This is a genomic window from Kribbella sp. NPDC020701 (assembly GCF_055562215.1).
Window position 1 is genome coordinate 522,005 of record NZ_JBVHFT010000004.1, and the last position, 24,958, is coordinate 546,962.

Annotated in this window: 27 protein-coding genes; 11 read left to right on the plus strand and 16 right to left on the minus strand. The window is 68.6% G+C overall.

Going from position 1 to position 24,958, the window contains the following annotated elements; translation table 11 throughout:
* Positions 1-68 precede the first annotated feature (68 nt).
* The 5 genes from ACZ3HV_RS12745 to ACZ3HV_RS12765 all read left to right on the plus strand — a co-directional run bounded on the left by ACZ3HV_RS12745 (position 69) and on the right by ACZ3HV_RS12765 (position 4,184).
* A complete protein-coding gene (locus ACZ3HV_RS12745) occupies positions 69-1,082 on the plus strand; it encodes an SDR family oxidoreductase (protein WP_465683761.1) in 1,014 nt (337 codons plus the stop codon).
* A 41-nt stretch (positions 1,083-1,123) separates the two neighbouring features.
* The gene (locus ACZ3HV_RS12750; RefSeq protein WP_465683763.1) at positions 1,124-1,519 is read left to right on the plus strand and encodes a low affinity iron permease family protein; all 396 of its coding nucleotides are present in this window, start codon (positions 1,124-1,126) and stop codon (positions 1,517-1,519) included.
* A gap of 155 nt (positions 1,520-1,674) precedes the next feature.
* On the plus strand, positions 1,675-3,099 hold the full coding sequence (gene rox / locus ACZ3HV_RS12755; protein WP_465683765.1) for a rifampin monooxygenase: 1,425 nt from the start codon (positions 1,675-1,677) through the stop codon (positions 3,097-3,099).
* Positions 3,100-3,121: 22 nt separating this feature from the next.
* The gene (locus ACZ3HV_RS12760) at positions 3,122-3,694 is read left to right on the plus strand and encodes a GNAT family N-acetyltransferase (RefSeq protein WP_465683767.1); all 573 of its coding nucleotides are present in this window, start codon (positions 3,122-3,124) and stop codon (positions 3,692-3,694) included.
* A 103-nt stretch (positions 3,695-3,797) separates the two neighbouring features.
* A complete protein-coding gene (locus tag ACZ3HV_RS12765; RefSeq protein WP_465683769.1) occupies positions 3,798-4,184 on the plus strand; it encodes an SHOCT domain-containing protein in 387 nt (128 codons plus the stop codon).
* Positions 4,185-4,203: 19 nt separating this feature from the next.
* On the opposite strand, the gene ACZ3HV_RS12770 is transcribed toward ACZ3HV_RS12765, so the two are convergent.
* From ACZ3HV_RS12770 to ACZ3HV_RS12780, 3 genes are read right to left on the minus strand one after another with little or no spacing between them, the layout of a single operon-like run.
* Positions 4,204-5,793, minus strand: coding sequence for an MFS transporter (locus ACZ3HV_RS12770; protein ID WP_465683771.1), 1,590 nt, complete (start codon positions 5,791-5,793; stop codon positions 4,204-4,206).
* A 1-nt stretch (position 5,794) separates the two neighbouring features.
* The gene (locus tag ACZ3HV_RS12775) at positions 5,795-6,040 is read right to left on the minus strand and encodes a hypothetical protein (protein WP_360375925.1); all 246 of its coding nucleotides are present in this window, start codon (positions 6,038-6,040) and stop codon (positions 5,795-5,797) included.
* Entirely contained in the window at positions 6,027-6,296 is a 270-nt protein-coding gene (locus ACZ3HV_RS12780; protein ID WP_465683773.1) for a hypothetical protein, read from the minus strand. The genes ACZ3HV_RS12775 and ACZ3HV_RS12780 overlap by 14 nt, the downstream gene beginning before the upstream one ends.
* A 385-nt stretch (positions 6,297-6,681) precedes the next feature.
* Between ACZ3HV_RS12780 and ACZ3HV_RS12785 the strand changes: the two genes are divergently transcribed.
* Positions 6,682-9,210 carry a winged helix-turn-helix domain-containing protein gene (locus ACZ3HV_RS12785; protein WP_465683775.1) on the plus strand — a complete coding sequence of 843 codons (2,529 nt, stop codon included), beginning with the start codon at positions 6,682-6,684 and terminating at the stop codon, positions 9,208-9,210.
* Here ACZ3HV_RS12785 and ACZ3HV_RS12790 read toward each other — a convergent pair.
* The 4 genes from ACZ3HV_RS12790 to ACZ3HV_RS12805 are packed head-to-tail and all read right to left on the minus strand — an operon-like array spanning position 9,164 to position 12,663.
* Positions 9,164-9,601: a DUF7144 family membrane protein gene (locus ACZ3HV_RS12790; RefSeq protein ID WP_465683777.1), complete on the minus strand. Its 438-nt coding sequence runs from the start codon at positions 9,599-9,601 to the stop codon at positions 9,164-9,166. The two genes, ACZ3HV_RS12785 and ACZ3HV_RS12790, sit on opposite strands and share 47 nt — an antisense overlap.
* Before the next feature lie 35 nt (positions 9,602-9,636).
* The gene (locus tag ACZ3HV_RS12795) at positions 9,637-11,712 is read right to left on the minus strand and encodes a phage holin family protein (RefSeq protein ID WP_465683779.1); all 2,076 of its coding nucleotides are present in this window, start codon (positions 11,710-11,712) and stop codon (positions 9,637-9,639) included.
* 32 nt (positions 11,713-11,744) lie between these two features.
* Positions 11,745-12,260, minus strand: a complete 516-nt coding sequence (locus tag ACZ3HV_RS12800) for a hypothetical protein (RefSeq protein ID WP_465683781.1) — start codon at positions 12,258-12,260, stop codon at positions 11,745-11,747.
* Positions 12,253-12,663: a DUF7144 family membrane protein gene (locus ACZ3HV_RS12805; RefSeq protein ID WP_465683783.1), complete on the minus strand. Its 411-nt coding sequence runs from the start codon at positions 12,661-12,663 to the stop codon at positions 12,253-12,255. Before ACZ3HV_RS12805 ends, ACZ3HV_RS12800 begins: the two co-directional genes overlap by 8 nt.
* Positions 12,664-12,812: 149 nt before the next feature.
* On the opposite strand from ACZ3HV_RS12805, the gene ACZ3HV_RS12810 reads away from it, so the two are divergent.
* Positions 12,813-14,531 (plus strand): SulP family inorganic anion transporter, encoded by a 1,719-nt coding sequence (locus ACZ3HV_RS12810; protein WP_465683784.1) that lies wholly within the window; start codon positions 12,813-12,815, stop codon positions 14,529-14,531.
* Positions 14,532-14,543: 12 nt separating this feature from the next.
* Here the strand turns inward: ACZ3HV_RS12810 and ACZ3HV_RS12815 are convergent, their stop codons facing one another.
* Genes ACZ3HV_RS12815 through ACZ3HV_RS12830 form a run of 4 tightly spaced genes read right to left on the minus strand, consistent with a single transcriptional unit; the run spans position 14,544 to position 17,110 of the window.
* Positions 14,544-15,002, minus strand: a complete 459-nt coding sequence (locus ACZ3HV_RS12815) for a DUF6069 family protein (RefSeq protein ID WP_465683786.1) — start codon at positions 15,000-15,002, stop codon at positions 14,544-14,546.
* Positions 14,999-15,583 carry a phosphatase PAP2 family protein gene (locus ACZ3HV_RS12820; protein WP_465683788.1) on the minus strand — a complete coding sequence of 195 codons (585 nt, stop codon included), beginning with the start codon at positions 15,581-15,583 and terminating at the stop codon, positions 14,999-15,001. Before ACZ3HV_RS12820 ends, ACZ3HV_RS12815 begins: the two co-directional genes overlap by 4 nt.
* A 13-nt stretch (positions 15,584-15,596) precedes the next feature.
* Positions 15,597-15,815, minus strand: a complete 219-nt coding sequence (locus ACZ3HV_RS12825) for an amphi-Trp domain-containing protein (RefSeq protein ID WP_465683790.1) — start codon at positions 15,813-15,815, stop codon at positions 15,597-15,599.
* Complete coding sequence (locus tag ACZ3HV_RS12830) at positions 15,815-17,110, minus strand: diacylglycerol/lipid kinase family protein (RefSeq protein WP_465683792.1); 1,296 nt, start codon at positions 17,108-17,110, stop codon at positions 15,815-15,817. The genes ACZ3HV_RS12825 and ACZ3HV_RS12830 overlap by 1 nt, the downstream gene beginning before the upstream one ends.
* A gap of 202 nt (positions 17,111-17,312) precedes the next feature.
* Between ACZ3HV_RS12830 and ACZ3HV_RS12835 the strand changes: the two genes are divergently transcribed.
* Together ACZ3HV_RS12835 and ACZ3HV_RS12840 are read left to right on the plus strand one after the other, a co-directional pair.
* Positions 17,313-19,667 carry an arylsulfatase gene (locus ACZ3HV_RS12835; RefSeq protein ID WP_465683794.1) on the plus strand — a complete coding sequence of 785 codons (2,355 nt, stop codon included), beginning with the start codon at positions 17,313-17,315 and terminating at the stop codon, positions 19,665-19,667.
* Between the two features lie 10 nt (positions 19,668-19,677).
* The gene (locus ACZ3HV_RS12840; protein WP_465683796.1) at positions 19,678-20,643 is read left to right on the plus strand and encodes an HAD family hydrolase; all 966 of its coding nucleotides are present in this window, start codon (positions 19,678-19,680) and stop codon (positions 20,641-20,643) included.
* 9 nt (positions 20,644-20,652) lie between these two features.
* On the opposite strand, the gene ACZ3HV_RS12845 is transcribed toward ACZ3HV_RS12840, so the two are convergent.
* The 3 genes from ACZ3HV_RS12845 to ACZ3HV_RS12855 all read right to left on the minus strand — a co-directional run bounded on the left by ACZ3HV_RS12845 (position 20,653) and on the right by ACZ3HV_RS12855 (position 22,221).
* Positions 20,653-21,138 carry a DUF7144 family membrane protein gene (locus tag ACZ3HV_RS12845; protein ID WP_465683798.1) on the minus strand — a complete coding sequence of 162 codons (486 nt, stop codon included), beginning with the start codon at positions 21,136-21,138 and terminating at the stop codon, positions 20,653-20,655.
* Positions 21,139-21,165: 27 nt separating this feature from the next.
* On the minus strand, positions 21,166-21,441 hold the full coding sequence (locus tag ACZ3HV_RS12850; protein ID WP_465683800.1) for a hypothetical protein: 276 nt from the start codon (positions 21,439-21,441) through the stop codon (positions 21,166-21,168).
* Between the two features lie 276 nt (positions 21,442-21,717).
* Positions 21,718-22,221: a DUF1269 domain-containing protein gene (locus tag ACZ3HV_RS12855; RefSeq protein ID WP_465683801.1), complete on the minus strand. Its 504-nt coding sequence runs from the start codon at positions 22,219-22,221 to the stop codon at positions 21,718-21,720.
* Positions 22,222-22,344: 123 nt separating this feature from the next.
* On the opposite strand from ACZ3HV_RS12855, the gene ACZ3HV_RS12860 reads away from it, so the two are divergent.
* Positions 22,345-22,806 (plus strand): hypothetical protein, encoded by a 462-nt coding sequence (locus tag ACZ3HV_RS12860; protein ID WP_465683803.1) that lies wholly within the window; start codon positions 22,345-22,347, stop codon positions 22,804-22,806.
* Between the two features lie 61 nt (positions 22,807-22,867).
* On the opposite strand, the gene ACZ3HV_RS12865 is transcribed toward ACZ3HV_RS12860, so the two are convergent.
* Both ACZ3HV_RS12865 and ACZ3HV_RS12870 read right to left on the minus strand, forming a co-directional pair.
* On the minus strand, positions 22,868-23,683 hold the full coding sequence (locus ACZ3HV_RS12865) for an alpha/beta fold hydrolase (protein ID WP_465683805.1): 816 nt from the start codon (positions 23,681-23,683) through the stop codon (positions 22,868-22,870).
* A gap of 134 nt (positions 23,684-23,817) precedes the next feature.
* Positions 23,818-24,015, minus strand: coding sequence for a three-helix bundle dimerization domain-containing protein (locus tag ACZ3HV_RS12870; RefSeq protein ID WP_465683807.1), 198 nt, complete (start codon positions 24,013-24,015; stop codon positions 23,818-23,820).
* Positions 24,016-24,156: 141 nt separating this feature from the next.
* On the opposite strand from ACZ3HV_RS12870, the gene ACZ3HV_RS12875 reads away from it, so the two are divergent.
* Positions 24,157-24,897 carry an orotate phosphoribosyltransferase gene (locus ACZ3HV_RS12875; protein ID WP_465683808.1) on the plus strand — a complete coding sequence of 247 codons (741 nt, stop codon included), beginning with the start codon at positions 24,157-24,159 and terminating at the stop codon, positions 24,895-24,897.
* Positions 24,898-24,958: the final 61 nt, after the last annotated feature.

The window sequence follows — 24,958 nt, forward strand, 5'->3', positions numbered from 1 at the left end:
GGCCACCTGCTGTCTACACCCGCGTGACCCGGGTACCGGGGTTCAGAGTCGACTGGAAGGTGGAGAGCGTGACGGAGCACGAGCAGGTCGTAGTGGTGACCGGAGCCAGCGGTGGGATCGGCCGGGCGACCGCGATCGCCTTCGCGAAGCGGGGCGCGAAAGTGGCATTGCTGGCCCGTGGCGAGGAGGGTCTGCACGGCGCCGTACGCGACGTGGAGGCCGCCGGCGGTACGGCGCTGCCGATCGCGGTCGACGTGGCCGACTACGACCAGGTCGAGGCCGCCGCGGCGCGCGTCGAGGCCGAGCTCGGGCCGATCGACGTCTGGGCCAACGTCGCCTTCAGCTCGGTGTTCGCGCCCTTCATGGAGATCGAACCGCGGGAGTTCAAGCGGGCCACCGAGGTGACGTACCTCGGGTACGTGTACGGCACGCGCGCTGCACTCGATCGGATGAAACCACGTGACCGTGGGGCGATCGTGCAGGTCGGATCGGCTCTGGCCTACCGCGGGATCCCGCTGCAATCGGCGTACTGCGGTGCGAAACATGCGATCCAGGGATTCCACGACTCATTGCGCTGTGAACTCCTGCACGACAAGTCCAACGTGCACGTCACCATGGTGCAGATGCCGGCCGTGAACACGCCGCAGTTCTCGTGGGTGCTGTCCAAGCTGCCCAAGCACCCACAGCCGGTCCCCCCGATCTATCAGCCGGAGGTCGCCGCCGATGCGGTCGTGTTCGCCGCGGATCATCCCCGGCGCCGCGAGTACTGGATCGGTGGGCCGACGATGGGCACGGTGCTGGCGAACAAGTTCGCACCCGGCCTGCTCGACCGCTACCTGGCGCGAACGGGTTACACCTCCCAGCAGACCGACCTGCCCGACGACGACGCCGCAAATCTCTGGGAACCCGCCGACGGCGACGACGGCCACGACTACGGCGCGCACGGCGCCTTCGACGACCGCGCGACCTCACGCAGCTACGAGGCCTGGACCTCGAAACACCGCGTCCTGGTCGGCGCCCTCGCCACCGCCACAGCAGCCGCCACCGCAGCCCTGGGCCTCCGCGCGGCCCGCAAGCCGTGAGTGCTGTACCGGGGAGGGAAAGGCGCACTACTGTCCGACGGATGGAGCGAAGTGAGGCGGCTCAGACCCGCGTGCAGGGTGATCGGCGCTCACTGTTCGACCGGTTCGTGCAGACGGCCTACCTGCGGGTCAGCCAGGCGCCGTTCTTCTTCCTCTGCGCCGGCATCGTCATTGCCTGGCTGGCGAGTCTGCCGCTCTGGGTCGATCTGAAGTCCTGGCAAGTCGCGATTCACACCGTTGCCAGCGTCGTCACGCTGCTCCTCGTGGTCCTGCTGGAGAACGCCGCCCGCCGGGCAGAGGAAGCGTCCCAGGAGAAGCTCAACGTGATCGCCGAAGCGCTGGCCGCGTTGATGAAGTCGCACTCGCGGACAGACCCGGAACTCGACGAGGCCACCCGGAAACTCCGCGACGCCATCGGCCTCGAAGGCCGGCACTGACCCGGCACTTCACTGACACGGCACAAAGAAAGGCAAGGAGAAATCAACTCCTTGCCATACCCAACATATAGCGCACCGGGGGACTTGCCGCAAGGCCCGGTTCGTGCTGGAGAATCACCCGCCGAAGCAGAAATCAGGCTGGAATCGGGGGTTTCATGATTGACGTGATCATTGCCGGCGCCGGACCGACCGGCATGATGCTGGCGAGCGAGTTGCGGCTGCACGGCGTACCGGTGCTCGTCGTGGAGAAGGACCAGGAGCCGAGTCCGGTGGTGCGCTCACTCGGCCTGCATGCGCGCACCATCGAGGTGCTGGACCAGCGCGGTCTGCTGGAGCGGTTCCTCGCGGTCGCCACGCAGTACCCGATCGGTGGGTTCGCCGGCATCCGTAAGCCGCCTCCCACCGGGCTGGACACGGCGCACGGGTACATCCTCGGCATCCCGCAGCCCACCACCGACCGCCTGCTGGCCGAGCACGCCGTCGAACAGGGTACCGAGATCCGGCGCGGCTGCGAGCTGGTCGGGCTGAGCCAGGACGACGAAGGCGTGACCGTCGAACTGGCCGACGGTACGCAGTTGCGCTCGCGCTATCTCGTCGGCTGCGACGGCGGCCGCAGTACGGTGCGCAAGCTGCTCGGCGTCGATTTCCCGGGCGAGCCCAGCAGCGCCGACACGCTCCTGGGAGAGATGTCGTTGACCGCGTCACAGGAGATGCTGGACGCGGCGAACACCGAGATCCGCAAGACCCAGCTGCGGTTCGGCACCATGCCGCTCGGAGATGGGGTGTACCGCGTCGGCGTACCCGCCGCGAATGTGGCCGAGGACCGCTCGGCCCCGCCGAGTTTCGACGAGTTCCGCCAGCAGTTGCGGGAGATCGCGGGCAGCGACTTCGGCGCGCACTCGCCGCGCTGGCTGTCCCGCTTCGGCGATGCCACCCGGCTCGCCGCGCGCTACCGGACCGGCCGGGTGCTGCTGGCCGGCGACGCGGCGCACATCCACCCGCCGGCCGGCGGCCAGGGACTCAACCTCGGCGTCCAGGACGCGTTCAACCTCGGCTGGAAACTGGTTGCCGAGATCAACGGATGGGCACCTGACGGGCTGCTCGACACGTATCACACCGAACGGCACCCGGTGGCGGCCGCCGTACTGAACAACACGCGTGCGCAGATGGAGCTGATGTCCCTGGAGCCGGGTCCGCAGGCCGTACGCCAGCTGCTGTCGGAGCTGATGGACTTCGAGGACGTGAACCGGTACCTGATCGAGAAGGTGATCGCGATCGGGATCCGCTACGACTTCGGCGAGGGTCACGCGCTCCTCGGCCGGCGGCTGCGCGACGTGGAGCTGAAGCAAGGCCACCTCTACGGCCTGATGCACGATGGCCGCGGCGTACTGCTCGACCAGACCGGCCGCCTCTCGGTGGCGGGCTGGGCGGACCGTGTCGACCATCTCGTCGACACCAGCGAGGAACTCGACGTACCCGCGGTGCTTCTCCGACCGGACGGCCACGTGGCCTGGGTCGGCGACGACCAGCAAGACCTGCTCAGCGATCTCCCCCGGTGGTTCGGCGCTCCCACCGACTGAACGCCGTGCGAACCTGGGTTGCATGCCAATCCAGGTTCGCCCGGCCGCGGTCTTCGAGGACGTTCGCGCGGTCATCGGCCCGAAGTCGCCGACGGCCAACGTCTGCTGGTGCCTGAGCTACCGAATCCCGTCCAAGCAGAACAACGAACTCCGCGGACCGGCCCGGGGCGAGTACGTCGCCGAGCTCTGCCGTGCGGACCTCTCCCCCGGAGTCCTCGCGTACGACGGCGAGACACCGGTCGGCTGGGCAGCGGTCGCACCACGGTCGGACACGACCTTTGCCCGCAACCGGAAGATCCCGTACGTCGACGACCTGCCGGTGTGGTCCCTGTGGTGCATCCGCGTCCGCCCGGGCCACCGCGGGCAAGGCATCTCCCACGCCCTCATCACCGGCGCCGTCGAGTTCGCCCGCGACCACGGCGCCCCGGCCATCGAGGCCTACCCCCTGGACAACGGCAACGCCAAGGTCGACCTCACCATGGCGTACGCCGGCCTCCGCAAGAACTTCGAGCGAGCCGGCTTCACCAAAGCCGCGGACACCACCTCAACCCTCTCCGGTCACCCCCGGATCCTGATGCGCCTGGACCTTCGGTGACAGCCAGTGGGGTGAAGATCATCCGGAACAGGTGAGGACGCTCCGCTGTCGAGGCGCCACCGTTGACCAGAAGCGTTTTCGCGCTCCGAGAAAGGACGCTGCAATGAGTTTCTGGGACATTGTCTGGTTCATCATCATCAGCTTCGTCTTCGTCGCCTACCTGATGATGCTGTTCTCGATCATCATGGACCTGTTCCGCGACTCCGAGACCTCAGGATGGGTCAAGGCCATCTGGTTTGTCGCCCTGCTCTTCCTCCCCCTGATCACCGCGCTGGTGTACGTCATCGTCCGCGGCAAGGGCATGACGGAGCGGACGCTGGCAGGCCACGCCGCCGCCCAGCGGCAGCAGGAGGACTACATCAAGTCGGTCGCGAGCTCGTCCTCCCCGAGTCCGGCCGACCAGATCGCCCAGGCCAGCGCACTGCTCGAGAAGGGCACCATCTCGCAGGCCGAGTTCGACACCCTCAAGGCGAAGGCACTGGCGGTCTGATCATCGCCATCCCGCGGGGCTAGGCCGTCGGCTCGACTTCATCCGGAGTCGGCCGACGGTCCACGCGGACCATCCGGAACGAGTTCACCAGCCCGGCAAGGCCGGCCAGCAGCGGAATGGCCAGCGCCACTTGCAGAGCGATCGGTCGCGCGGTCGCGTTGATGTCGAGGATCTCCGCCCGGGTGTCCGGCGGCTGCGTGGCGAGCTGCTTCTCGAGCTCGGTGTTGCTCATCACCTGCGCATCCTCTTCCAGCGCCTGGGCGACCTGCTGCTGCTCGGTGGGGTTGAGCACCGTGCTCGACTCCGCCAGGTCCGTGAAGGCGAACGACAGCGTGGCCAGCAGGATGGCTCCGCCGAAGGCCAGCCCGAACGACAGCCCGAACGAACCCGCGGCCGAGTTGACCCCGGCCGCTTCGCTGACGCGCTCCTCGGAGATCGGCCCCAGCGTGTAGTTGTTGAGCTGCGAGACCAGCAGGCCGAGACCCAGTCCCATGACGATCAGCGGCGCGACGAGTGCCCAGCCGGAGTCGGCCCGCGGAACGATCGGGATCAGCCCGAGCACTCCGAGGCTCAGGAGCGCGAATCCCCAGCGGATGATGCTGCTCGGTCGTCGTCCGCCCGCCTTCTTCTCCGCGAGGATCGCCATCCCGAACATGCTCAGCGAGAGCGGCGCCATGGACAGGCCGGCCTCCATCGCGTTGTACTCCAGGACCATCTGCAGATAGATCGGCAGGGCGATCATGGTGCCGCCCAGCGCGATCTGCTGGAGCGTCTGCTGGGAGATACCCAACCGGTAGACAGCGGAGCGGAACAGGTCCGGGTCGAGCAGGGTCGGCTCACCCCGGCGTTTGCGCCGGACCAGCCAGTAGATGAACGCCGCGAGCGCGATCAGGCCGAGGCCGATGATCAGGCCGACGTACTCGCCGCCTTCCTGCCACACCAGGATGCCCAGCACGACGCCGCCCATCCCGATCACCGAGAGGACGGCACCGACCACGTCGACCCGCCGGGATCCCGTGTACGGCGCGTCATGGATCAGGCCCTGGCCGATGAGCACGACCGCGATCACCACGACCTCGAGCAGGAACGCCACCCGCCAAGACAGGTACGTCGTGATGAAGCCCCCGAGCAGTGGTCCGACCGCCGCCGCCAGCGCCGCGGACGCCCCGACCAGCGCGTAGACCTTCACCTGCGCCGCTCCCTGGAAGTTGCCGTGGATCAGTGACTGCATGGCGGGCAGCAGCAGCGCAGCCCCGAGGCCGCCGATGAGGGCCCAGAAGACGATGATCGCGGTCAGGCTCTGGGCCACGGTCATCGCCAGGGCACCGATCGCGTAGCCGACCAGGCCCAGCAGGTAGGCGCGCTTGCGCCCGATCAGGTCACCGACCTTGCTTCCGATCAGGATGAAGGCCGCGGACACCAGCGCCTCGAGCGCGATCGCGGACTGGACGCCGCTCACCGTGGTGTCGAGATCCCGGACCACCGAGCTGATCGAGACGTTCATCAGCGACGTGTCGACGACGAGCACGAACATCGCCATCGCCAGCAGGATGGCGAGCCGTGGGCTGGCCGTCGCCCCGGCCGGTGCCTTGCTCGCCTCCTCGGTCATCTCACACGCCGGCGGGCACCACGACATCGGTCGGCGTAACGCGCCGGATGCTCAGGATCATCAAGCCCGCGCCCTGCAGCCGCGCGGCCAGCTCCGCGATCCCCTGATCGTCGCGGACCCGCAGCCGAAAGGCGCCGGATGTCTCGTACTGAGCCCGGGGGCCTGCGCAGAAGGCGAGAACGGCCGGCCTCAGCTCCCCCTGGATGACGACCTGGTACGACGGCTCGCGGCACTCACTTGGTGACATCGTCGCCCCTCCCTGCCGGATCGATGTCGATCCGCTCTGTCGATGCCGAGGCAGCGTCCAGGACCCGGCGAACCTCGACGACCTCGATGCCCAAGGCCCGAAGGCGCGCCAGCAGACCGTAGAGCGCCGACTGGTCGGGGATGCTGTAAACGATGGTGTTCACCTGGTCGACCGCGATTGTCTCGGCGCCCATGTCTCGAAGGTCTTGTTCGGGTACGGCGCCCGCTACGCGGATCTCGTACGTCACGTCGACCATCGACCCACTCCGTTCCGAACGTGTGCCTTTGACGCTTCCAAAGGTCACCGGCCCGCGGCTTCATCCCTGCGGGGTGAACTGCCGGACACGCTGATCACAGGGGGTCCCTGGGTCTCGAAATGTCCGGGTTTCGGACGGCAAACACTGGTATTACAGGCAGTTCCGTGGTTTCTTCAAAGGGTGCGGCTCGCCACGCACCGCCCCAGCAGCGCCCAGTGATGCCGCACGTCGCTAGGAGGGGGCAATGCCGAGCGATCAGCACGCAGGGGTGGAGAACAGATCACGTCATTCACCGGACGCACCATTCGAAGGTCGACTGAGTTCCCCGGCCAGGAGCTCGGCGATCCCACCAGGAACAGTGCCAAGGCCGCGTCTTGTCGACCGCGTGAGCCTGGGGGTGCAGGGGCCACTCACGCTGGTCAGTGCGCCGGCGGGTTTCGGCAAGACGATGCTGCTGGAGTCGTGGGCGGCGCAGTACCAGGGACCGGCCCTGGTCAGGCGCATCGCCTTGGACACCCGTAGCGGTCAATCGGCCGCCGTACTGGACTCCGTCCACGACAGCCTGCGTCACCACGACCACGACGTACTGGTGCTCGTGGTGGACTGCGGCGACGTCATGATGACGCCCGAGTTCGGGCAGAGCCTCCATCGCCTCATCCGCGACGGCGCCGGTCAGGTCCGGGTCGTTCTGGTGACACGATCCGACCCTCCGCTCCCCCTGCACGTCTACCGGTTGGCGGGCACCATCGCCGAGATCCGGGCCGCCGAGCTCGCCTTCACGACCGACGAGGCCGCGGAGCTGATGCGCGAGCACAAACTCGACCTGACCGCCGCGCAGGTCGGCGAGCTCCTGGGCAGGACCGACGGCTGGCCGGCGGGCCTGATGTTCGCGGCCATGAACCTGGCCGGCAAGACCGACTCGGAGCGGGTCATCCGGGAGTTCCGCGGCGACGCCGGCAACGTGGCGGCGTACCTGATGACCGAGGTGCTCGACGCGCAGCCCCCGGAACTGCGCAGGTTCCTGCTCCTGACCTGCATCGTCGACGTGATCCGGCCGGGCCTGGCCGAAGCTCTCACCGGGCGCGCTTGTGACCTTCGATCGTTGCAGTTCCTCTCCCACGGCAACTCGTTCATCCAGCCGGTGCCGGGGACCGCGGACTGCTATACCTACCAGCCGCTGTTCCGCGAGTTCCTGCGCGCCCAGCTGTTGTTCGAAAGGCCTACGGTCGCTCCCGCACTGGGCCGCGCGGCCGCCGCCTGGTTCGCCCAGAACGATCAGCCGCTGGAAGCGATCCACCATGCCATCTACGCCGGTGACTGGTGGCACGCCGCCCAGTACCTGGTCGAGGGGTTCGACGTGGCGGGTCTTCTCGTCGGACGCCGGCGTCGGCAGCTGACAACGATGTTCGCCGACTTCCCGGACGATCTGGACGGCTCGGAGGCCTCGGTCGTCAGAGCTGCCCGGGCGCTCGCCGCGTTCGACGTCGACCGCTGTACGGCGGAGCTCCGCAAGGCCAGGGAGTGGCTGGACAACGAGGAACCCGCTCGGACACCGGCGGCCGAGCTGGCCGTCACCGTGCTGCAAGCGGTCTGTGCAAGCCTCGGGGAGAACATCGAGGACGGACTGGTCGACGTCTTGATCGCGGAGGCCGAGCTGAGAGCCGCGTCGGCGGAGTCGGCGAGCAGGCATCCGGAACCGCGACTGCTGGTGGCCGGCTGCAAGGGCCGGGTGCTGCTCCGGCGCGGGGACTTCCCGGCGGCCATCACCGCCTTCACCGAGGGGATCGCCATCGCGGAAGAGGCCGGTGCCCACGAGGCCCTGGCCGACTTCCTCGGGATGGCCGCACTGGTCGAGGCGGTTTGGGGACATCTGCGGCGAGCCGGGGAGGTCGTCGCCCATGCGACGGCGCTGGCGGAGTCGGGGGCGCAACCGGAGCTTCCGCAGTCCGCGATCGTGGCCAAGGCCTGGGTGCACACCGATCAGGGCGATCTGCCGCTCGCCGAGGATCTCGTGCGGCGCGCCGCGGAGGCCGCTCCCACCCACGACGCGCGAATTCTCGCTGCCGCTCTCGCCCTCGTCCGGGCGAGGCTGCTGAGGGCCGGCGGCGACACCGATCTCGCCGCCGCGGAGCTGCGGGCCGCGAGCAACAGTTACGGCGCCCGGAGCGGCTGGCTCGGCCAGGCGCTGGTCGTCGACGAGGCGAAGATGCTCGTGGCACAACACCTGCCGCAGGAGGCCATCGCGGTGATCGAGCAGTCCGAGGGGCGCGATCAGATCGGATCGCTGCTGGTGCTGCACCGCGCGGCCGCCGAAGCCGGCGAACGCCTGCCCGGTCAGCCACCCCCGGCCGCGGATCGGACCGTCCCACTCGAAACCCAGGTGGAGAGCTGGCTGGTCCAAGCCGCCGAGTCGATCAGCTCCGGGGACACCAGCCGCAGCGGGCTCTGTCTCGAACGCGCCCTCAGGCTGGCGGCCCCCGAGCAGTTCCGTCGGCCCTTCACCGAGGCGCCACCGTCGCTGCGCAAGATGCTGCACCCGACCGGTGAGCTGATGAGACATCACCCGTGGCTGCGCGCACCGAGTCGGCAGCCTCGCGACCGTGCCGCCGATCGCTGGGCGATGTCGCGGACCGACTTGGTCATCACCACCTCGTTGACCAGCAAGGAGCACGAGGTCCTCGAGTACCTCGCCGAACTGCTGACCACCGAGGAGATCGCCGGCACCATGTACGTCTCGGTCAACACGGTGCGAAGCCACGTGCGGAGCATCCTTCGCAAGCTGGGCGCATCGCGCCGCAACGAGGCGGTCCGGCGGGCATGGGAGCTGGGGCTGCTCCCCGCACGTCCGGAGGCCTGGCCCGACGACCTCAGTACGCACCGGCCTTCGGCCGCACCTCACGACCATGGAGGGTGAGCGCCCAGATCACCAGGATGTCGACGGCGATCATGACAGTGGTCCAAAACGGGGACGCGGCGAGAAAGGCCGCGTTCACCATGATGCTCACGACGGCGAGGATCACGCCGACGACGCGGGCCCACACCTGGCCGAGCAGAACACAGAATCCGGCCACGAGGACGATCGTCCCGAAGATCAGGTGCGTCCAACCCCAGGTGGTGAAGTCGATATGGATGGCGAGACCATTCGCCGGGACCGCGTAGTACCCGTCGTTGAGCAGCGCGACGAGTCCCTGGAAGGCGTGGAAGCAGCCAAGAATGATCATCATCACGCCGGCGAAGACGATGGGGCCGACCCAGCCCTTCGCCGAAGTGCGCCGTACGCCGGTCTGTTGCTCTGAGATACCCACGTGACCATGCTCGGTCCGGCCTGCCCGCAGTCACCTCATCCTTGGCGGGGTAAAGCGCCAGGCCGCTGGGTTGTCACCCGTCCGGCGGTGTCGTGGGAGATCCCGGTGCGCTGTCCGAGTTGTTCGAGATAGGCGACGAGCACGCGGTGGAGCTCGTCCGCGCCGCGGATCTGCTGCTCCGGGATCACCAGGTCGGGCGGAGCCAGCAGCAGGGCCCTTCCCTGCCACCCACCGAGTCCGCCATGGCAGCCCACCAGACCTTCGAACGCCGAGACCTCGCCGGTGTCCCGGTCGACCGAGCTGTTCACGTACAGATCAGGTGCCTCGGGCATCGACACCGCCCTGAGCAGGTCAGCCGACGCCAGCGGGCCGAACGGCTCCAGCGGGTCGTCGCCGGTCACCTTCGCGTCGGACAGCCGGTGGATGCCCGACGGCCCGACCACCAGCGGTCCGTGCTCGGTGCTCATCACACCGACGAAGCTGATCCCGTCGTGGTTCACCAGCCCGGGGATGAGAGCCGGCCAGCGTTCGTTGATCTCCTCCATCGTCAGCCGCTGCGCCTCGGCGGCGTACACCAGGCCGAGATTGCCCGACCCGAGGACGACCAGGTCTGAACTCGTGGTGACCGTCGGCGGCGCGGAGTGGCGCTGGACCCGGACCGCCGCACCGTGGGCAACTCGTCCCCTGCTGCTGTCACCGCCGGCCAGGTCGGCCAGGAGACCGTTCAGCCGGCCCCAGCCCTCGACCGCCTGCTCGACGGCTTCGACGCGTGCCGCGGTCAGTTGCGAGCAGAGCGCGGCGAGGTCGATTCCGTACCGATCGGCGAAGATCGCGCCCTGGGACTGCCCGTGGTCGGACAGGATGACGAGCCGGTACGGCCGCGGTGCCGACGCCGCGACCTCCTCCAGGCACGCCAGTACGCGATCGAGTCGATCGAGCGCGGCCAGCGACTCCGGCCGCAACGAGCCGGCGTGATGGGCCACCTCGTCGTAATCCACATAGTCGACGTACACGGCACGGGTGCCACGGATCATCTCCTCCGCGACCAGCGCGGTGTTGAGGTCCCGCAGTACGACGTTGGTGACGGCCCGCATGCCCGCGAAGAGCCAGCCGCGGTGACCGCGCGGACGAACGTCGCGGCGACGTTGCCGCCGGGCCTCGAACCGTTCCCGGCCGATCTCCGCGACCGCTCCGAACAGGCTGCCCGCGAACCCGTCCGGCCTGGCCAGATACCAGGCGACGCGGCGACGCGTACCGGCCGAACCACGACTCAGCTCGAGCTTGCTCATCGTCAGCAGCGACCGCTCGGCGTCGCCGCTGAACAGGTTGGAGATACTCACACCGCCGTCGGCCAGCAGACCGCGGCCGTTGCTGGCGCGGCGCTCGATCTCCGCGGCGTCGGGACCCCGATTGCTCACCAGCACCCGTCCGAGCGCGCGGTCGTACCACCGGAACGCAGGTACGCCGTCGATGCGACCATGCAGGATCCCTAGCTGGCTGGCTGGCGTGGTGGGCGGCAGCACCGGGGTCCACTCCACGAGGCGATAGCCGCCGTCGCGGATCCAGCGCCCTGCGGTGGGCAAGGTGGCGGCCATGAGTTGCCAGCGCAGGACGGGGAACGGTACGCCGTCGAGCTGGACGAAGATCACGCCCGGAACCTCGGGGTCGTCCACCGGTTTACGCCGCCGCCTGGTCCGGCGTACGAGCGCCGCCGTGAAGGCTTCCGGCGTACCAGAGGTGCCCAGCCAGGCCACGATCGTCGCCGCGCCGGCCGCGATCCAGGCCGCGGCGAGGATGACCCAGAACGAGCTCGCCTCGACGCCCGGGATCAGCGAGAGCGCCACCGCAAGGATCACAGCCTGTCCGAGCACCGCCAGCAGGAGCACCGCGAGCCATCCGATCGCCGCACTCGCGACGACGAGCAACGGGCGCACCAAAGCACCGACCACCAACGTGACGGCGGCCGCGGCGAGCAACTGTGGGAACGACGAGAACCGCAAGCCGGACAACACGGCATCCGCGAGAGCCAGCGCCAGGACCGAGGTGATGTAGGTCGCGACGACCCGGCCGACATCGCCAGGACGGACCAGTGGTGTGCGGTTGTGGGCCATCTGTATCCACCCCTCCTGCCAAGTCCCCGCGACTAGTGCGTCAGGACGGCTTTGAGACCGACGATCACCAGACCCAGGAACAGGTTGATGACGGCTGTCGCAACCAGACGGCCCCCGGTCGCGCCGGCCCGGATGGCGACGTACATCGCCCACCCCAGTTGCGAGCCGACGGCCACGGCGAGCGCGAGCCAGGCCGCACCGGCGTCCGACATCCCGAGCAGCACGCCGACGCCGACCGCCACCGCGGGAGGTACGGCGGCCTGCACGATCGGCCAGTCCCGCCGTGCGGCCACGCGGAACTGCTTCGCGGACCGGAGCGCTCCTGCCGATGGCTCTCCGACCAGATGGGCATAGACGTGGGACAGCCAGAACACCAGGCCGGTGGCGAGGAGCAACACGATCAATTGGGCGGGGTCTGGCGGCTCTTCCCCCGGACCCGTGCCGGCGACAACCGACGCCGCCAGCAGCGATCCGTAGATCGCCCCCGCGTAGTCGGACGGCAGCCGCTCCTGGTCCGCTTTGGCCGAGACCATCGGCCCGTCAGGCATCACTCGCTCGTGCCTGCGTGATCGACCAGATGACCCAGATACTCAGCGCGATCACCAGCAGCGACCAGAACGGCTGCTTGGGAATGAAGAAGAAGTAGTCGATCGCAACCAGCCCGGCGAGGACGATCCCGACCCAGTCCGCCCAGGCCGCGTTGGTGAACAGGCCGATCCCGACCGCCACGGCCGCGACGCCCAGCACCAGGTGGACCCACCCCCACGCGGTGGGATCGAGGTCGAACGCGTACCGCGGAGTGGCGGAAACGGAGCCCTCGTCGATGATCGACGCGAGCCCGGCGACGATCGAGAACACACCGATCGTGGACATCAGCATCGCGGCGAACGCGACGCCGCCCACCGCACCGCTCGGGACGTCCCGCCGCTCGTCCAGGTCTTCGTAGGTCATCGTGCCCACCTTCTCCGGTCATCCCCTACCCGGACGACGATGCCTCCCGATCCCCCGCTCCGCATCGTCCGGCCAGGGTGAGATGCCGGTGCCGCTTCGGATCTAGGCTCACTACAGGCGGAAACGCTCGATCGCGGAAGGAGACGGGCGTGAGCGCTGGGCACCGCGTGAGCGCACGCCCCGTGCTGCGGTGGCTGCGAGCGATCCGTCCGGAGCGACGGAACCTGCGCGCCGACGTGATCGCCGGGCTGCCGGGGGCGATCAGCAGCGTCCCCAACGGGATGGCGTCCGCGGCGCTCATCGGCGTGAACCCGATCCATGGTCTCTACGCGAGCTTCGCGGGTCCGGTCGCCGGCGGGTTGGCCACGAGCAGCCAGCTGATGGTGGTCACCACCACCACGGCCGCGGCCCTGGCCGCCGGATCCGCGCTGGAAGGTGTGGACCCCGCCGATCGTCCACAAGCCCTGCTCCTGCTGACGATCATCGCCGGCGTGGTGATGATCATCGCGGGTCTGGCGCACCTGGGGCGCTACACCCGCTTCGTGTCGCACTCGGTGATGACCGGCTTCCTCACCGGGATCTCGGTCAACATCCTGCTCAGCCAGTTGCCGGGCCTCACCGGCGCGAGCGCCACCGGCGAGATCGCGCTCGGGAAGGCGGTCGACGTCATCCTCCATCCCTCGCGGATCGAGCTCCCGTCACTGCTGACCGGACTCGCCGCACTGGCCATCCTCGTCGGCCTGTCCTGGACCCGGCTGTCGACGGTGAGCGCGTTGGTGGCGCTGGCCGTCCCGACCGCCGGCGTCGCCCTCGCCGGTGCCGACACGGTGACCCTCGTGAAGGACACCGGGGACATTCCGCGCGGCATTCCGCTGCCGCAGCTGCCAGACCTCGGCCAGCTGTCGTTCCCGTTGCTCACCGGGGCATTGGCGGTCGTGGCCATCGTCCTCGTCCAGGGCAGTGGTGTCGCCGACGCCGCCCCGAACCGGGACGGGACCGCCTCGAACTCGAACCGGGACTTCGTTGCCCAGGGCATGGGCAACGTCGCGGCCGGATTCTTCCGCGGACTGCCGGTGGGCGGCTCGGTGGGTCAGACCGCCCTGAACCAGACGGTCGGCGGACGCACCAGGTGGGCGGCCATCTGCTCGGGTCTGTGGATGATCGCGATCCTCGCAGCCTTCTCCACCGTGATCGGACTCGTCGCGATGCCTACGCTGGCGGCCGTCCTCATCTATGCGGCCGCCAAGTCGCTGCGACCACGGGAGGTTGTGTCGATCCTGCGCACCGGACCGACCTCGCAGATCGCGGTCGTCACGACCTTCTGCGCAACCCTGTTCCTGCCGATCTCCGCCGCGGTCGGCATCGGCGTGGCACTGTCCCTGCTGCTGCAGCTGAACCAGGAGGCGATGGACCTCAAGATCGTCCAGCTGACTCCCGTCGGCGGTGGCCGGTGGACCGAGCACCCGGCTCCGGCGAAGCTGCCCAGCCATCAGGCGACGCTCCTCGACGTGTACGGCAGCCTGCTGTACGCGGGCTCGCGCACGCTGGGGGTCAGACTGCCCGACCCGGCCGGCGCCGAGGCGCCGACCGTCGTACTGCGGTTGCGCGGCCGGACTGCCGTGGGCGCGACGTTCGTCAAGGTCGTGGACGACTACGCCGCGGCGCTGGACGCCGTCGGCGGCCGGTTGTACCTCAGCGGTGTCGACCACGAGGTCGCCAAACTGCTGCGTCGTACCGACCGGCAGCACGGGGCCGGACCGGTCGGCGTCTTCGAGGCCACCGAACTGATCGGGGAATCGACCGAGCAAGCCCTGCGAGCAGCTGCGGCCTGGGAGGTCCGGCAGCGACCGGAGCGCCCCGATCAGTGACGGCCCCGCGGATCAGCTGATGGCACGGCGGTCTCGCATTGCCGACCGCGCTGAGCTGCTCAGCAGAGTGCCGATGGCGATCCCGACGACGAGGTTGATCACTCCGGTCGCCACCTTGGACGACGTCGAGCCGTTGGCCACGAACGGGAGCAGTGCCGCCGCGGCCGTGGCCAGCATGATGATCCAGCTGAAGAACTGCAACGGCCGCGGCGTGGAGATCAGCAACAGATGCAGGAGGCCGGTGGCGACCAGCGCCGCGAGGCCGCAGAACAACGCGTACTTCGGCGTGTCCGCGTCTCCCCAGGTGCCCTCGCCCTTGGGTGCGAGGACGGGTACGTCGAAAACCCCGCGGGCGATCAGGATGCCGACCAAGGCGATCAACGCGGCAACGATGGCCGTGGCCCCGCCGCCGGCCCACAGCCGGGCGGCGTTCACCGCGTGCGCACCGCCTTGGGTGGGTTCAACTGTCATGACGTGTGCTCCTTCTCATCCGGCTGGTGTGGTGGCCGCCGGCGGAGCGTCAGCCGCGCGGCCAACCGACCGAACAGCGCTCCTACGGTCACCCCGACCAGAACGTCACTCGGGTAGTGCACGCCCGTGTACACCCGGGAGAACGCGACGACCGACGCCGCCCCCCGCAGAGCCGGCCCGAGCGCTGGTATGACGTCTCCGACGGCAACGGCGAAGGCCGCCGCGGACGCGGAGTGCCCGGACGGAAAGGATCCCGACGACGGCATCCGCACCCATCGCTGCACGGGCACGCCGAGCCCACCCCGGTCGGGCCGGCGGCTCTCACCCACCGTCTTCTTCAGCAGCTGGTTCGCCACCAAGGACGCCGCCCCGATCGCCGTGACTCCCGCGAACGCAGCCTGCCGGCCCCGCCGTCCACCGAACAGCGCGAGGGCACCGGCCACCAGGAACCACGGCTTGGAGAAGTCGGCGATGTCGGACACCCGCCGCAGCGGCTCGTCGAGCACCGGGGTGGGCAGCCGCGCCACCGACCGGTACAGCGCGCGGTCGTAAGTAGCCAGACGGCTCAGTGAGGCGGTCACGCAACGGTTTCCGTCACCATGTGAGCTCGACCTCGAGTTCACTTCCGTCGTCGCCGAGCTCGAACTCGAGCTTGAGGTTGACCTCATCGGGAACGTGCACCTTGACCCGCATCCCGCCCCGGTCGAACTCGACGCTGTTCTCCTTGGCGAGCATGTCGGCCAGAGCGTGTAAGCGAGCCGCGGCGGCCTCCCGGCTCATCGGCTCCTTCTCTTTGATCTCGATCAGGTCCATTACGTCCTCCCACGGGTTGAGCTTGCTGATCGGCCCCGGCCGAGGGCGATGCGCACCAGCTCGGCCACGCTGTCGCGGAAACCGTCGGGCGCCGTCGCCGACGGCGACGCGCCCGGGTGCTGGTGGGCGATGCGCACCCGGAGGACGCCGGGCCGGATCCGGAACCGCAGCGGTGCGTCGAGGACGAGCGCCTCCCCGTCGACGCCGGCAGGCAGCGGGCGATCGGCCTCGACCTCGAACGACGGAGCCGACCACTCGCGCCATGGACGCTGAACGCGGCGCTGATCGCCGTCCGCGGGTGCTCCCACGACAGTGATCCCGAGCAGGCCGTCGTCGATGCGCGGGCGGGTCCCCGAACCGACCGCACGTCCGAGGCGATAGCGGTTGTTCGAGACGAGCACTGCCGCTCCCCCGCGGTGTCCCTGACCGCCCGGGCCGGTCCAGCGCATGTCGAGTTCGCTGCCGGTGGGACCGAGCGCGTCGGGCACGGTGTCGAGCAGGGTGCGGAGCTTGGCCTCGCGGTAACCGGTGCGCTGGACTGCTTCGGCGTACAGGCCGAGTGACACGTTGTTGACGAACACCCGGCCGTTGACCTCGGCGAGGTCGACCAGCCGCTCACCGCCATCGACGAAAGCGTCCAGAGCACCGACGACGTCCTCACGGTCGACCCCGAGGTCGAGCGCGAAGTGATTGCGCGTGCCGGCCGGCACGCACGCGTAGGGCAGCGAGCGCTCGGCGGCGATCGCGGCGACGATCGCCTGCGAACCGTCCCCGCCGGCCATCGCGAGCCCGTCGGCGCCCCGCTCGACCGCATCGCGGACCAGGATTTCGAGGTCGTCCCCGCGCTTCAGCTCGATCGCCTCGATGCCGCGGTCGCGCGCTTCCTTGGCGAGTCCGAAACGTTCCGCCTTCCCCCCGCCGGACTTCGGGTTGTAGAACAGCACCGGGCGCCGCGGAGGAGCCACCCGGGGCAGATCCACGTGGCTCGCGAAGCTGGCGCGGGCCGCTGCCAGCGTGACCAGGAGCCCGGCCACGACGAGGATGCCGACGCCGAACGTCCCGCCCACCACCACGAAGACCACCGCGGCGACCAGGGCCACACCGGCCACGTAGAACCCCGCCAGGCGAGCGCCACCTCTCCGCATCACGCCGTACCAGGCCGCGCAGGCAGCGATCACCACACAGGCCAGCACACCGAGACCACGCGGGAACTGATTCACCGCGTTGACGACGCCGAGCACGATCGTCGCCGCCCCCACCAGCAGCGCCACAATCGCCGCAATCCGCCGCCTCATCGAACCCGCCCCACTCCCGCCTGTGCCATGGCTTGTCGACCCCCGACGCCGAAGCCATCCTTTCCGGCCGCCACGCCTCAGGCATCCCACAGCCGGGATGATCTGCTCGTCGCGCGAAGCCGGTTCACCCCCTGCGGGTGACGACTCGGGATCACGGCCGCCGGAATGCTGGGCCGAAGTGGCTCCAGCGAGAGGGAACGTCATGCCTGAACAGTTCCGGGGGACGATCAACGTCGATATTCGCGACTCGGTGCCGGATTGGACGCCGTTCGAACCGCCGAAGCCCCCGGACGGCGCGCCCAGCGTCGTCTACATCGTGCTGGATGACGTCGGCTTCTCGGCCATGAGCTGCTACGGCGGCCCGATCGAGACTCCGAACCTCGACGCGATCGCCGCGCGCGGGGTCCGCTTCACCCAGTGGCACACGACGGCACTGTGCTCGCCGACCCGCTCGGCGCTGCTCACCGGTCGCAACCACACCCGCAACAGCATGGCATGTATCACCGAGGCGGCGATCGGCTTCCCGAACGCGAGCGGCACGATCCCCCCGGAGAACGGGATGCTGTCGGAGATCCTCGGGGAGCGCGGCTGGAACACGTACATGGTGGGCAAGTGGCACCTGTGCCCCACCGACGAGATGAACCTCGCGGCGACGCGTCGCAACTGGCCGAGCGGCCGCGGCTTCGAACGGTGGTACGGGTTCCTCGGGGCCGAGACGAATCAGTGGTATCCCGACCTGGTCTACGACAACCACCCGGTCGACCAGCCCCGCTCACCGGCAGAGGGCTACCACCTGACCGACGACGTCACCGACAAGGCGATCGAGTTCATCAAGGACGCCAAGGCCATCGCGCCGGACAAGCCGTTCCTGCTCTACTACGCACCCGGCGCCTGCCACGCACCCCACCACGCGCCGAAGGAGTGGATCGACAAGTTCGCCGGCCGCTTCGACCAGGGGTACGAGGCGATGCGGGAAGAGACCCTCAAGCGCCAGAAGGAACTCGGTCTCGTGCCGGCCGACACCGAACTTCCGCCGATGAATCCGATCGGCACTCCCGAGACCCGCAGCGGCCCGGATCACCTGCCGTTCCCGACCCTGGACTACAGCCGTCCATGGGACTCCCTGAACTCCGACGAGCGACGTCTGTTCGCCCGCATGGCCGAGGTGTACGCCGGATTCCTCGCGCACGCCGACCACCACATCGGCCGGTTGCTCGGCTATCTGGAACAGACCGACCAGTTGGAGAACACCCTGGTGGTCGTCGTGTCCGACAATGGTGCGAGCGGCGAAGGCGGCCCGAACGGTTCGGTCAACGAGATGAAGTTCGCCAACGGGATCGACGACGATCTGGCCGAGAACCTCGCCAAGCTCGACGAGCTGGGTGGCACGAAGACCTACAACCACTACCCGAACGGCTGGGCGATGGCGTTCAACACGCCGTTCAAGATGTGGAAGCGCTACGAGTTCAACGGGGGTACGTCGGACCCGTGCATCATCTCGTGGCCGAAGGGCGCGCGGGCCCGCGGCGAGCTCCGCCACCAGTACCACCATGCGATCGACATCGTCCCGACGATTCTCGACGTACTCGGCGTCGAACCCCCCGAGACGATCAAGGGCCACACGCAGAGCCCCTTGGACGGGATCAGCATGCGCGGCAGTGTCGACGACGCGTCGGCCGACTCCGGACGAAGGACGCAGTTCTACTCGATGCTGGGATCCCGCGCGATCTACCACGAGGGCTGGAAGGCGGTCACCACGCACCCGACGGTGTCGGGCTGGGCGCACTTCAACGCCGACGAGTGGGAGCTGTACCACGTCGAGGTCGATCGTTCCGAGGTCCGGAACCTGGCCGCGGAGCAGCCGGACAAGCTGCGCGAACTGGTGAACATCTGGTTCGCGGAGGCCGGCGCGAACAACGCGTTCCCGCTCGACGATCGCTCTCCGCTGGAGATCCTCAGCACCCCCCGGCCGCAGCTCAGCGCCCCGAAGGATCGCTACGTCTACTTCCCCGACACTGCCCCGGTCTCGGAGTGGCAGGCGGTCAATACCCGCAACCGCTCGTTCACGATCGGTGCGGTGGTCGACATCCCGGCGCCGGGAGCCGAAGGCGTGCTGTTCGCCATGGGCGCCAGGTTCGGTGGCCATGCGCTGTACGTGAAGGACAACCGGCTGCACTACGTGAACAGTTTCGTCGGCGCGCTCGAGCAGCAGGTCGTCGGGACGAAGGACGTCCCGACCGGCGAGAACCTGATCCTGTCGGCCTCCTTCGAGAAGCAAGGCATGGACCCCGACGCCGCGACCGGAACACTCTCGCTCTACCACGGCGACGAGAAGGTCGGCGAGGCACGCATCAAGACCCAGCTCGGAGCCTTCGCCATCGCAGGTTCAGGTCTGTACGTCGGCAGGCACAGCGGCGAGCCGATCACCGATGACTACCCGGGCGAGCCGCCGCACCGCTTCACCGGCGGCACGATCAACCGCATCGCGGTCGACGTCAGCGGTGAGCCGTACCTGGACCTCGAACGCGAAGCCGCCCTGATGCTGATGCGCGAGTAGGAGGCCCGACGTGAGGACGGAACACGACGTACCCGTGCGGTCGGAAGCCCTGCTGTTGTCCTGGAACGACACGCCGACCCGACAGGCGATCGTGGACTACGTCGGCCGGGCCGTGGACGAGGGTGGAGCGCAGTACGTTCCACCCTCCGAGCGGATCGCGGTCTTCGACAACGACGGCACGCTGTGGTGCGAGAAGCCGATGCCGGTCGAGCTCGGCTTCATCCTGCAGCGGCTCGCCGAGCTGGCCGAGCAGGATCCGAGTCTTCGCTCACGGCAGCCGTGGCAGGCCGCACGGGACAAGGACTACGCCTGGCTCGGAGGCGTGATCACCAAGCACTACCACGGCGATGACAGCGACGTGAAGGTGCTCATGGGCGGCATCCTTCAGGCGTTCGCGACGATGAGTGTCGACACCTACGCCGAGCTGGCCGGCCGCTTCCTCCAGACGACGCCGCACCCGACGCTCGGCCGGCGTCTCCGGGACTGCACCTATCTCCCGATGGTCGAACTGCTGCACTACCTGGAGGCCAACGGGTTCAGTACCTTCATCGCTTCCGGAGGCGACCGCGACTTCATGCGGCCCGTCACCGAAGAGATCTACGGTATTCCGGCCGAGCGCATCATCGGCACATCCGCCGGGCTGCGGTACCAGGACGACGACACCGGAGGATCGGTCGTCTACCAGGCGGAGATGGACGTCTTCGACGACGGCCCGATGAAACCCGTCCGCATCTGGAGCCGGGTCGGCCGCCGGCCGGTCGTTGCCGGCGGCAACTCCAATGGCGACATCCCGATGCTCCGGTACGCCGGACAGCCCGGCCGTCCCGGATTACGGCTGTTGGTCCTGCACGACGATGCCGACCGCGAGTTCAACTACACCGCCGGCGCCGAGACCTCGCTCGAGCAGGCCCGCGCACAGGACTGGACGGTCGTCAGCATCCGGAACGACTGGGCAACTGTCTTCGCCGACGAGTAGCCCCGGCACTCAGACGGGCGGAGGAACGCTCCGGTACTCCGCCTCCGACGGCCGGGGGACCTCCTCCCACTGCCCCGGACCGTCGCCGATCCGGTCGCGTACTTCGGCCCACCGGGCGGTCAGCGCGTACAGGATGATGATGTCCAACGTGATCATCAGCAGCGACCAGACCGGGTAGGCACCAAGCCACGCGATCTGCGTGATGGCGTGCAGGCTGACGAGCACGATCCCGGCGATCCTGGCCCACGTCTGTGCCGCGAGCAGGCCGCCGCCGACGATCAGCAGCAGCAGCCCGGAGATCAGGAGCGTCCATCCCCAACCGGTCATGTCCACCAGGATGAACTTCTCCCGCGTCGCCACCACGCGCTCGTCGTTGAACAGCGCGATGAACCCCTGGAAGATGTTGACGAACCCGATCACGATGAGCAGCATGCCGGCGAACAGCACGAAGCCGGCCATGACTGCCCCTCCCCTCTTCTCAGTCACTTCAGCCATCTCGAAATCCCCTCTTGTCGCGCCAGGTCAGCGGCCTGGGCAGCTCCTTGTCAATGTGGTGGCCAACGTCGCGGTCGCGGTGCCGAGTTGCCGGAGCGCCGTGTTGATCGCGGGGGCCTGCTGCCTGATGGTGTCCGCGCTCAGGCCGCTCGCCGCGGTTTCCAACTCTGAGAATGCCGTCTTGACGCCTTCCACAGCGGGCTTCAGGGCGGCGGATGCCGAGGCCACCGCCGCACCCAGACTGGTCTTGACGTCGGCCATCGCGGTAGTCAGCGCGGCCAGACCGTCCTGCAAGGGCCTCACGTTCATGAGAGTTTGGAGCGAGGCTCTCAGTGCGGACGACGCAGCGCAGTCTGCCGCGGACTCGACTGGTGTCGGTGCGATGGTCCCCCGCGGCGCGGCGCTCGCTGACGGACTCGACTGACTCTGTGGCGAGCTGTCACTGCAAGCCGTTGGTACGACGAGCAGGGCAACGATCACCAGCGCCGCAAAGACCGATCGGCGGGCGCCGTTTCGCGGCATGGTTCCTCCGGCTTCTGGATACCTCCTGGTCACTCGGGCCTAGCTCGCGGCTGGGGACTACTTCTTGGCGGCGTTCTTGACCTCTTCCGCGCTGTCCGCGTCGACCTCGTGCTTGGTCACCTTGTTCGCGTGCGCCAGCGCCTTGTCGACGTCCTTGACCCACTGTTCCTCGAACAACGCCACGATTCCGGAGCTGTTGGGCGGCAGGGTGTCCTCGACGTCGGCCTTGATGGCCGCCTTGGTCCGGTGCGCCTTGAGGCCACCGATACCGAGCCCCGCACCCGCACCGACCGCCGCACTGGCCAGCAGGCTGGGTGGGAAGATCAGGCCGATGACCGCACCGCCGACCGCGCCCCAGGCAGCGCCCTTCCGGGCTGTGTGGAAATCGTCGTCGACATTGATCTTGCCGTCTTTGTCACGACTGACCAGGACCAGCCCGTCAACCTTGATCACGTCGTCATCGGCGAGCTGCTTGAGAGCGTCCCAATCACCCCGCGCCCCCTTCTCGTCCAGGTAGGCGGCGATGTACAGATCGACCGGAACGTTGCTATCAGAACCCACGGCTTCCTCCTCATGATCGGCGACCGCCACTCACCCCTCACCATCGCGCCGCCTCCCCCACAAAGCCTCACCCCGGGCGGACGATGTCCTACACCCCGTGACACCGACAGCCAAGGAGTACAGATGTCCACGATTCGCCTGCACGCGACCACGACCTCGACGCCCGAGCAGTTCATCGCCGGGCTCACCGACTTCGGGCCGGGTCGCGCGGAACTCTTCGGTAACAGCACCGACGAGTACCTCGTGGTCCACGCCCGCGGCGATCACGACGCCGACGTCACCGAAGGCTCAGCCGGCATCTGGGAACGCCTCCACTACGACTGGTCCGACCCCGACCACGTCGTCCTCACGACCACCGACTCCAACATCTGGGGCGGACGCTCCGGGCACACCTACGACTTCACCCGGCAGCCCGACGGGACTACCGCTGTGGACGTGACGGTCGTCCGCGAAGGCAAGAACCTCAAAGGCCGGATGCTCGCTGTCGTCGTCGGAGTCCTCGGCAAGCGCCTCCTGTCGAAGGCCTTCACCAACACCCTCAAAGCCATCGAAGCCCGCAACGCCGGCAACCCCGACCCCAGCTAGGCGATCGACGAAAGCCGACCGGAGTGGGATGCTCCGGCCGGCTTGTGGCGAGTGATTGCGATCAACGGGCGGCTCGCTCGATCACCTGGGTTACTGCCGCCGGCTGGGACACCGCGACCAGGTGCGACGCACCGGGGATCTCGACCTTGGTGGCGCCCGCCCGAGTGGCCATGAACCGCTCGGCAGCCGGGGCGATCGCCTTGTCACCGGTCGGGATCACCGCGTACTTCGGAAGCGCCGCCGGAGCGGTCTCCTCCACCGGCTCGCTGAACGCCGCAGCCGCAACCGGCCGCTGCGCCGCCAGGAACACCGCGCCCTCCCGCGCCGGGATATCCGCCGCCAACACCGGACCGGCCGTCTCCGGCTTCAGCGCCAGGTCAACTCCACCCGGGTAGCTGATCACAGTGGTCGTGTCCGGACCCAGCTCGCTGCCCGGGAACTGCGAGTTCAGCGCACCCAGCGTCTCACCGGCCTGCGGGATGAACGCCGCCACGTAGACCAGCGACTTCACGCCGGATGTGTCCGCGAGCTCGCTGACCAGCGCGCCGCCGTACGAGTGACCGACCAGCACCTTCGGACCGGGGATGGTCGCCAGGACGCCACTCAGGTACGACGTGTCGGACGCGATCCCGCGCAGCGGTACGGCGGGGGCCACGACGTTGTAGCCGTCGTGCTGGAGACGACTGGTCACTCCAGACCACCTGGAACCATCCGCGTACGCACCGTGCAACAGCACGATCGTCGGCTTCGCCTGTCCGGACTGGGCGGCGGCCTGCCCGGACTCCGCCGCCTGCGCAGTCGTCGCACCGGCCAGCAGGATTCCGGTACCCGCCGCGGCAATCAGCAGGTTCTTCGCACTCAACATCAGCTTGCTCATCAGACTTCCAATCCTCGGTGGTTTTTCCGTTACCACCACCGTGGATCGGTTGTTGACGTGTCACCCCAGGGCACAGCACTGGTCCATCGCCTGGTACCTGCCCCGCGCCGCCGCCTTCGCCCCAGGGGCGACGCCTATGCCATGTCGCGCAGCCGCGCCTTGGCGCCCCTCTCGACGAACAGCGGCACGAAGTCCCGGATCGGGACCTCGTCGAACTCGGGGCGGGACTGACTCACGACCTGCTCGACCGCCTCCGCGGGAACCTGCGGAAACTGCTTGGCCAGCCGCTCGATCACCTCACCGATCGCACGCTCCTCATCTGACCTGTCCATCTGTCCACGATGTCGCCCGCCCCGGACCCAGGCAAGGCTCGTCGACCATTTGACCAACTTTGAGACACGTGCCGCCCTCCCGCGTACTCACCAGGGATCACCACTGACGCGACGACCGCGACACGGCGCGACCGTCGAGGTATGACCACACACCAGCTCACCTTGGCGAACGCCAAGCGGACAAGGCTCATCGACCACGCCGACATCGCTCGCCTCACCGCCATACCCACACAGCGCACCGACCTCGTCGACCGCCTCGCCACCGTGCCCGGCCTGGTCCGGCCAGGCATCGCGCACTGGGACATGAAGACCCGACTCCCCCTGCACCCACTCTCCAACGAGAACGCCTACGGCGACCCGCGGCTACTGCACGACATCGCCGTACCAGGTGCAGCCTTCGCCAGGCGGCTCGGCGCGGACGTCGTCGTCAGCGCCGAGACCGGCGGCATCCCCCTGGCCACCGCGGTCGCGCTGGCCGGCGACCTCCCCTTCGCCTTCGTCCGCAAGCCCGGCTACGTGGGGCACGAGGACCACGAACCCCGCGTCCGCGGAGCGTCCGTCGCCGGCCGCCGAGTGCTGCTCGTCGACGACGCCGTCTCCTCAGGCAAGGCACTCGAAGCCTTCGCCGACGAACTCCAAGCCGAAGGCGCCAACCTCGTCGGCGTCTTCACCCTCGTCGACATGCGCGACGTCGCTACCTCGGTCGCACCGATCGCCACCACCCTCCCGCTCGAGTCGATCGCGACCTACCTCGAAGTACTCGGGGCAGCCACCGAACACGGCGTACTCGACCCGGCAACCCACCGACTCGCCGTCGACGCCCTCGTCAACCACTGGACCGACGACGACCCCCGCTTGACCCTCCTCAACCAAGCCGCCTGACAGGACCGCAGCGCCCGGCAGCCCAGGCACGTCACCAGGGTCCTTCACTGGGGCGAAGCCG

Coding starts and splice junctions, on each gene's coding strand:
- ACZ3HV_RS12750 (WP_465683763.1), top strand. CDS start 1,124: ATGGAGCGAAGTGAGGCGGCTCAGACCCGCGTGCAGGGTGATCGGCGC.
- rox (WP_465683765.1), top strand. CDS start 1,675: ATGATTGACGTGATCATTGCCGGCGCCGGACCGACCGGCATGATGCTG.
- ACZ3HV_RS12760 (WP_465683767.1), top strand. CDS start 3,122: ATGCCAATCCAGGTTCGCCCGGCCGCGGTCTTCGAGGACGTTCGCGCG.
- ACZ3HV_RS12765 (WP_465683769.1), top strand. CDS start 3,798: ATGAGTTTCTGGGACATTGTCTGGTTCATCATCATCAGCTTCGTCTTC.
- ACZ3HV_RS12770 (WP_465683771.1), bottom strand. CDS start 5,793: ATGACCGAGGAGGCGAGCAAGGCACCGGCCGGGGCGACGGCCAGCCCA.
- ACZ3HV_RS12775 (WP_360375925.1), bottom strand. CDS start 6,040: ATGTCACCAAGTGAGTGCCGCGAGCCGTCGTACCAGGTCGTCATCCAG.
- ACZ3HV_RS12780 (WP_465683773.1), bottom strand. CDS start 6,296: ATGGTCGACGTGACGTACGAGATCCGCGTAGCGGGCGCCGTACCCGAA.
- ACZ3HV_RS12795 (WP_465683779.1), bottom strand. CDS start 11,712: ATGGCCCACAACCGCACACCACTGGTCCGTCCTGGCGATGTCGGCCGG.
- ACZ3HV_RS12800 (WP_465683781.1), bottom strand. CDS start 12,260: ATGCCTGACGGGCCGATGGTCTCGGCCAAAGCGGACCAGGAGCGGCTG.
- ACZ3HV_RS12805 (WP_465683783.1), bottom strand. CDS start 12,663: ATGACCTACGAAGACCTGGACGAGCGGCGGGACGTCCCGAGCGGTGCG.
- ACZ3HV_RS12815 (WP_465683786.1), bottom strand. CDS start 15,002: ATGACAGTTGAACCCACCCAAGGCGGTGCGCACGCGGTGAACGCCGCC.
- ACZ3HV_RS12825 (WP_465683790.1), bottom strand. CDS start 15,815: ATGGACCTGATCGAGATCAAAGAGAAGGAGCCGATGAGCCGGGAGGCC.
- ACZ3HV_RS12830 (WP_465683792.1), bottom strand. CDS start 17,110: ATGAGGCGGCGGATTGCGGCGATTGTGGCGCTGCTGGTGGGGGCGGCG.
- ACZ3HV_RS12835 (WP_465683794.1), top strand. CDS start 17,313: ATGCCTGAACAGTTCCGGGGGACGATCAACGTCGATATTCGCGACTCG.
- ACZ3HV_RS12845 (WP_465683798.1), bottom strand. CDS start 21,138: ATGGCTGAAGTGACTGAGAAGAGGGGAGGGGCAGTCATGGCCGGCTTC.
- ACZ3HV_RS12860 (WP_465683803.1), top strand. CDS start 22,345: ATGTCCACGATTCGCCTGCACGCGACCACGACCTCGACGCCCGAGCAG.
- ACZ3HV_RS12865 (WP_465683805.1), bottom strand. CDS start 23,683: ATGAGCAAGCTGATGTTGAGTGCGAAGAACCTGCTGATTGCCGCGGCG.
- ACZ3HV_RS12870 (WP_465683807.1), bottom strand. CDS start 24,015: ATGGACAGGTCAGATGAGGAGCGTGCGATCGGTGAGGTGATCGAGCGG.
- ACZ3HV_RS12875 (WP_465683808.1), top strand. CDS start 24,157: ATGACCACACACCAGCTCACCTTGGCGAACGCCAAGCGGACAAGGCTC.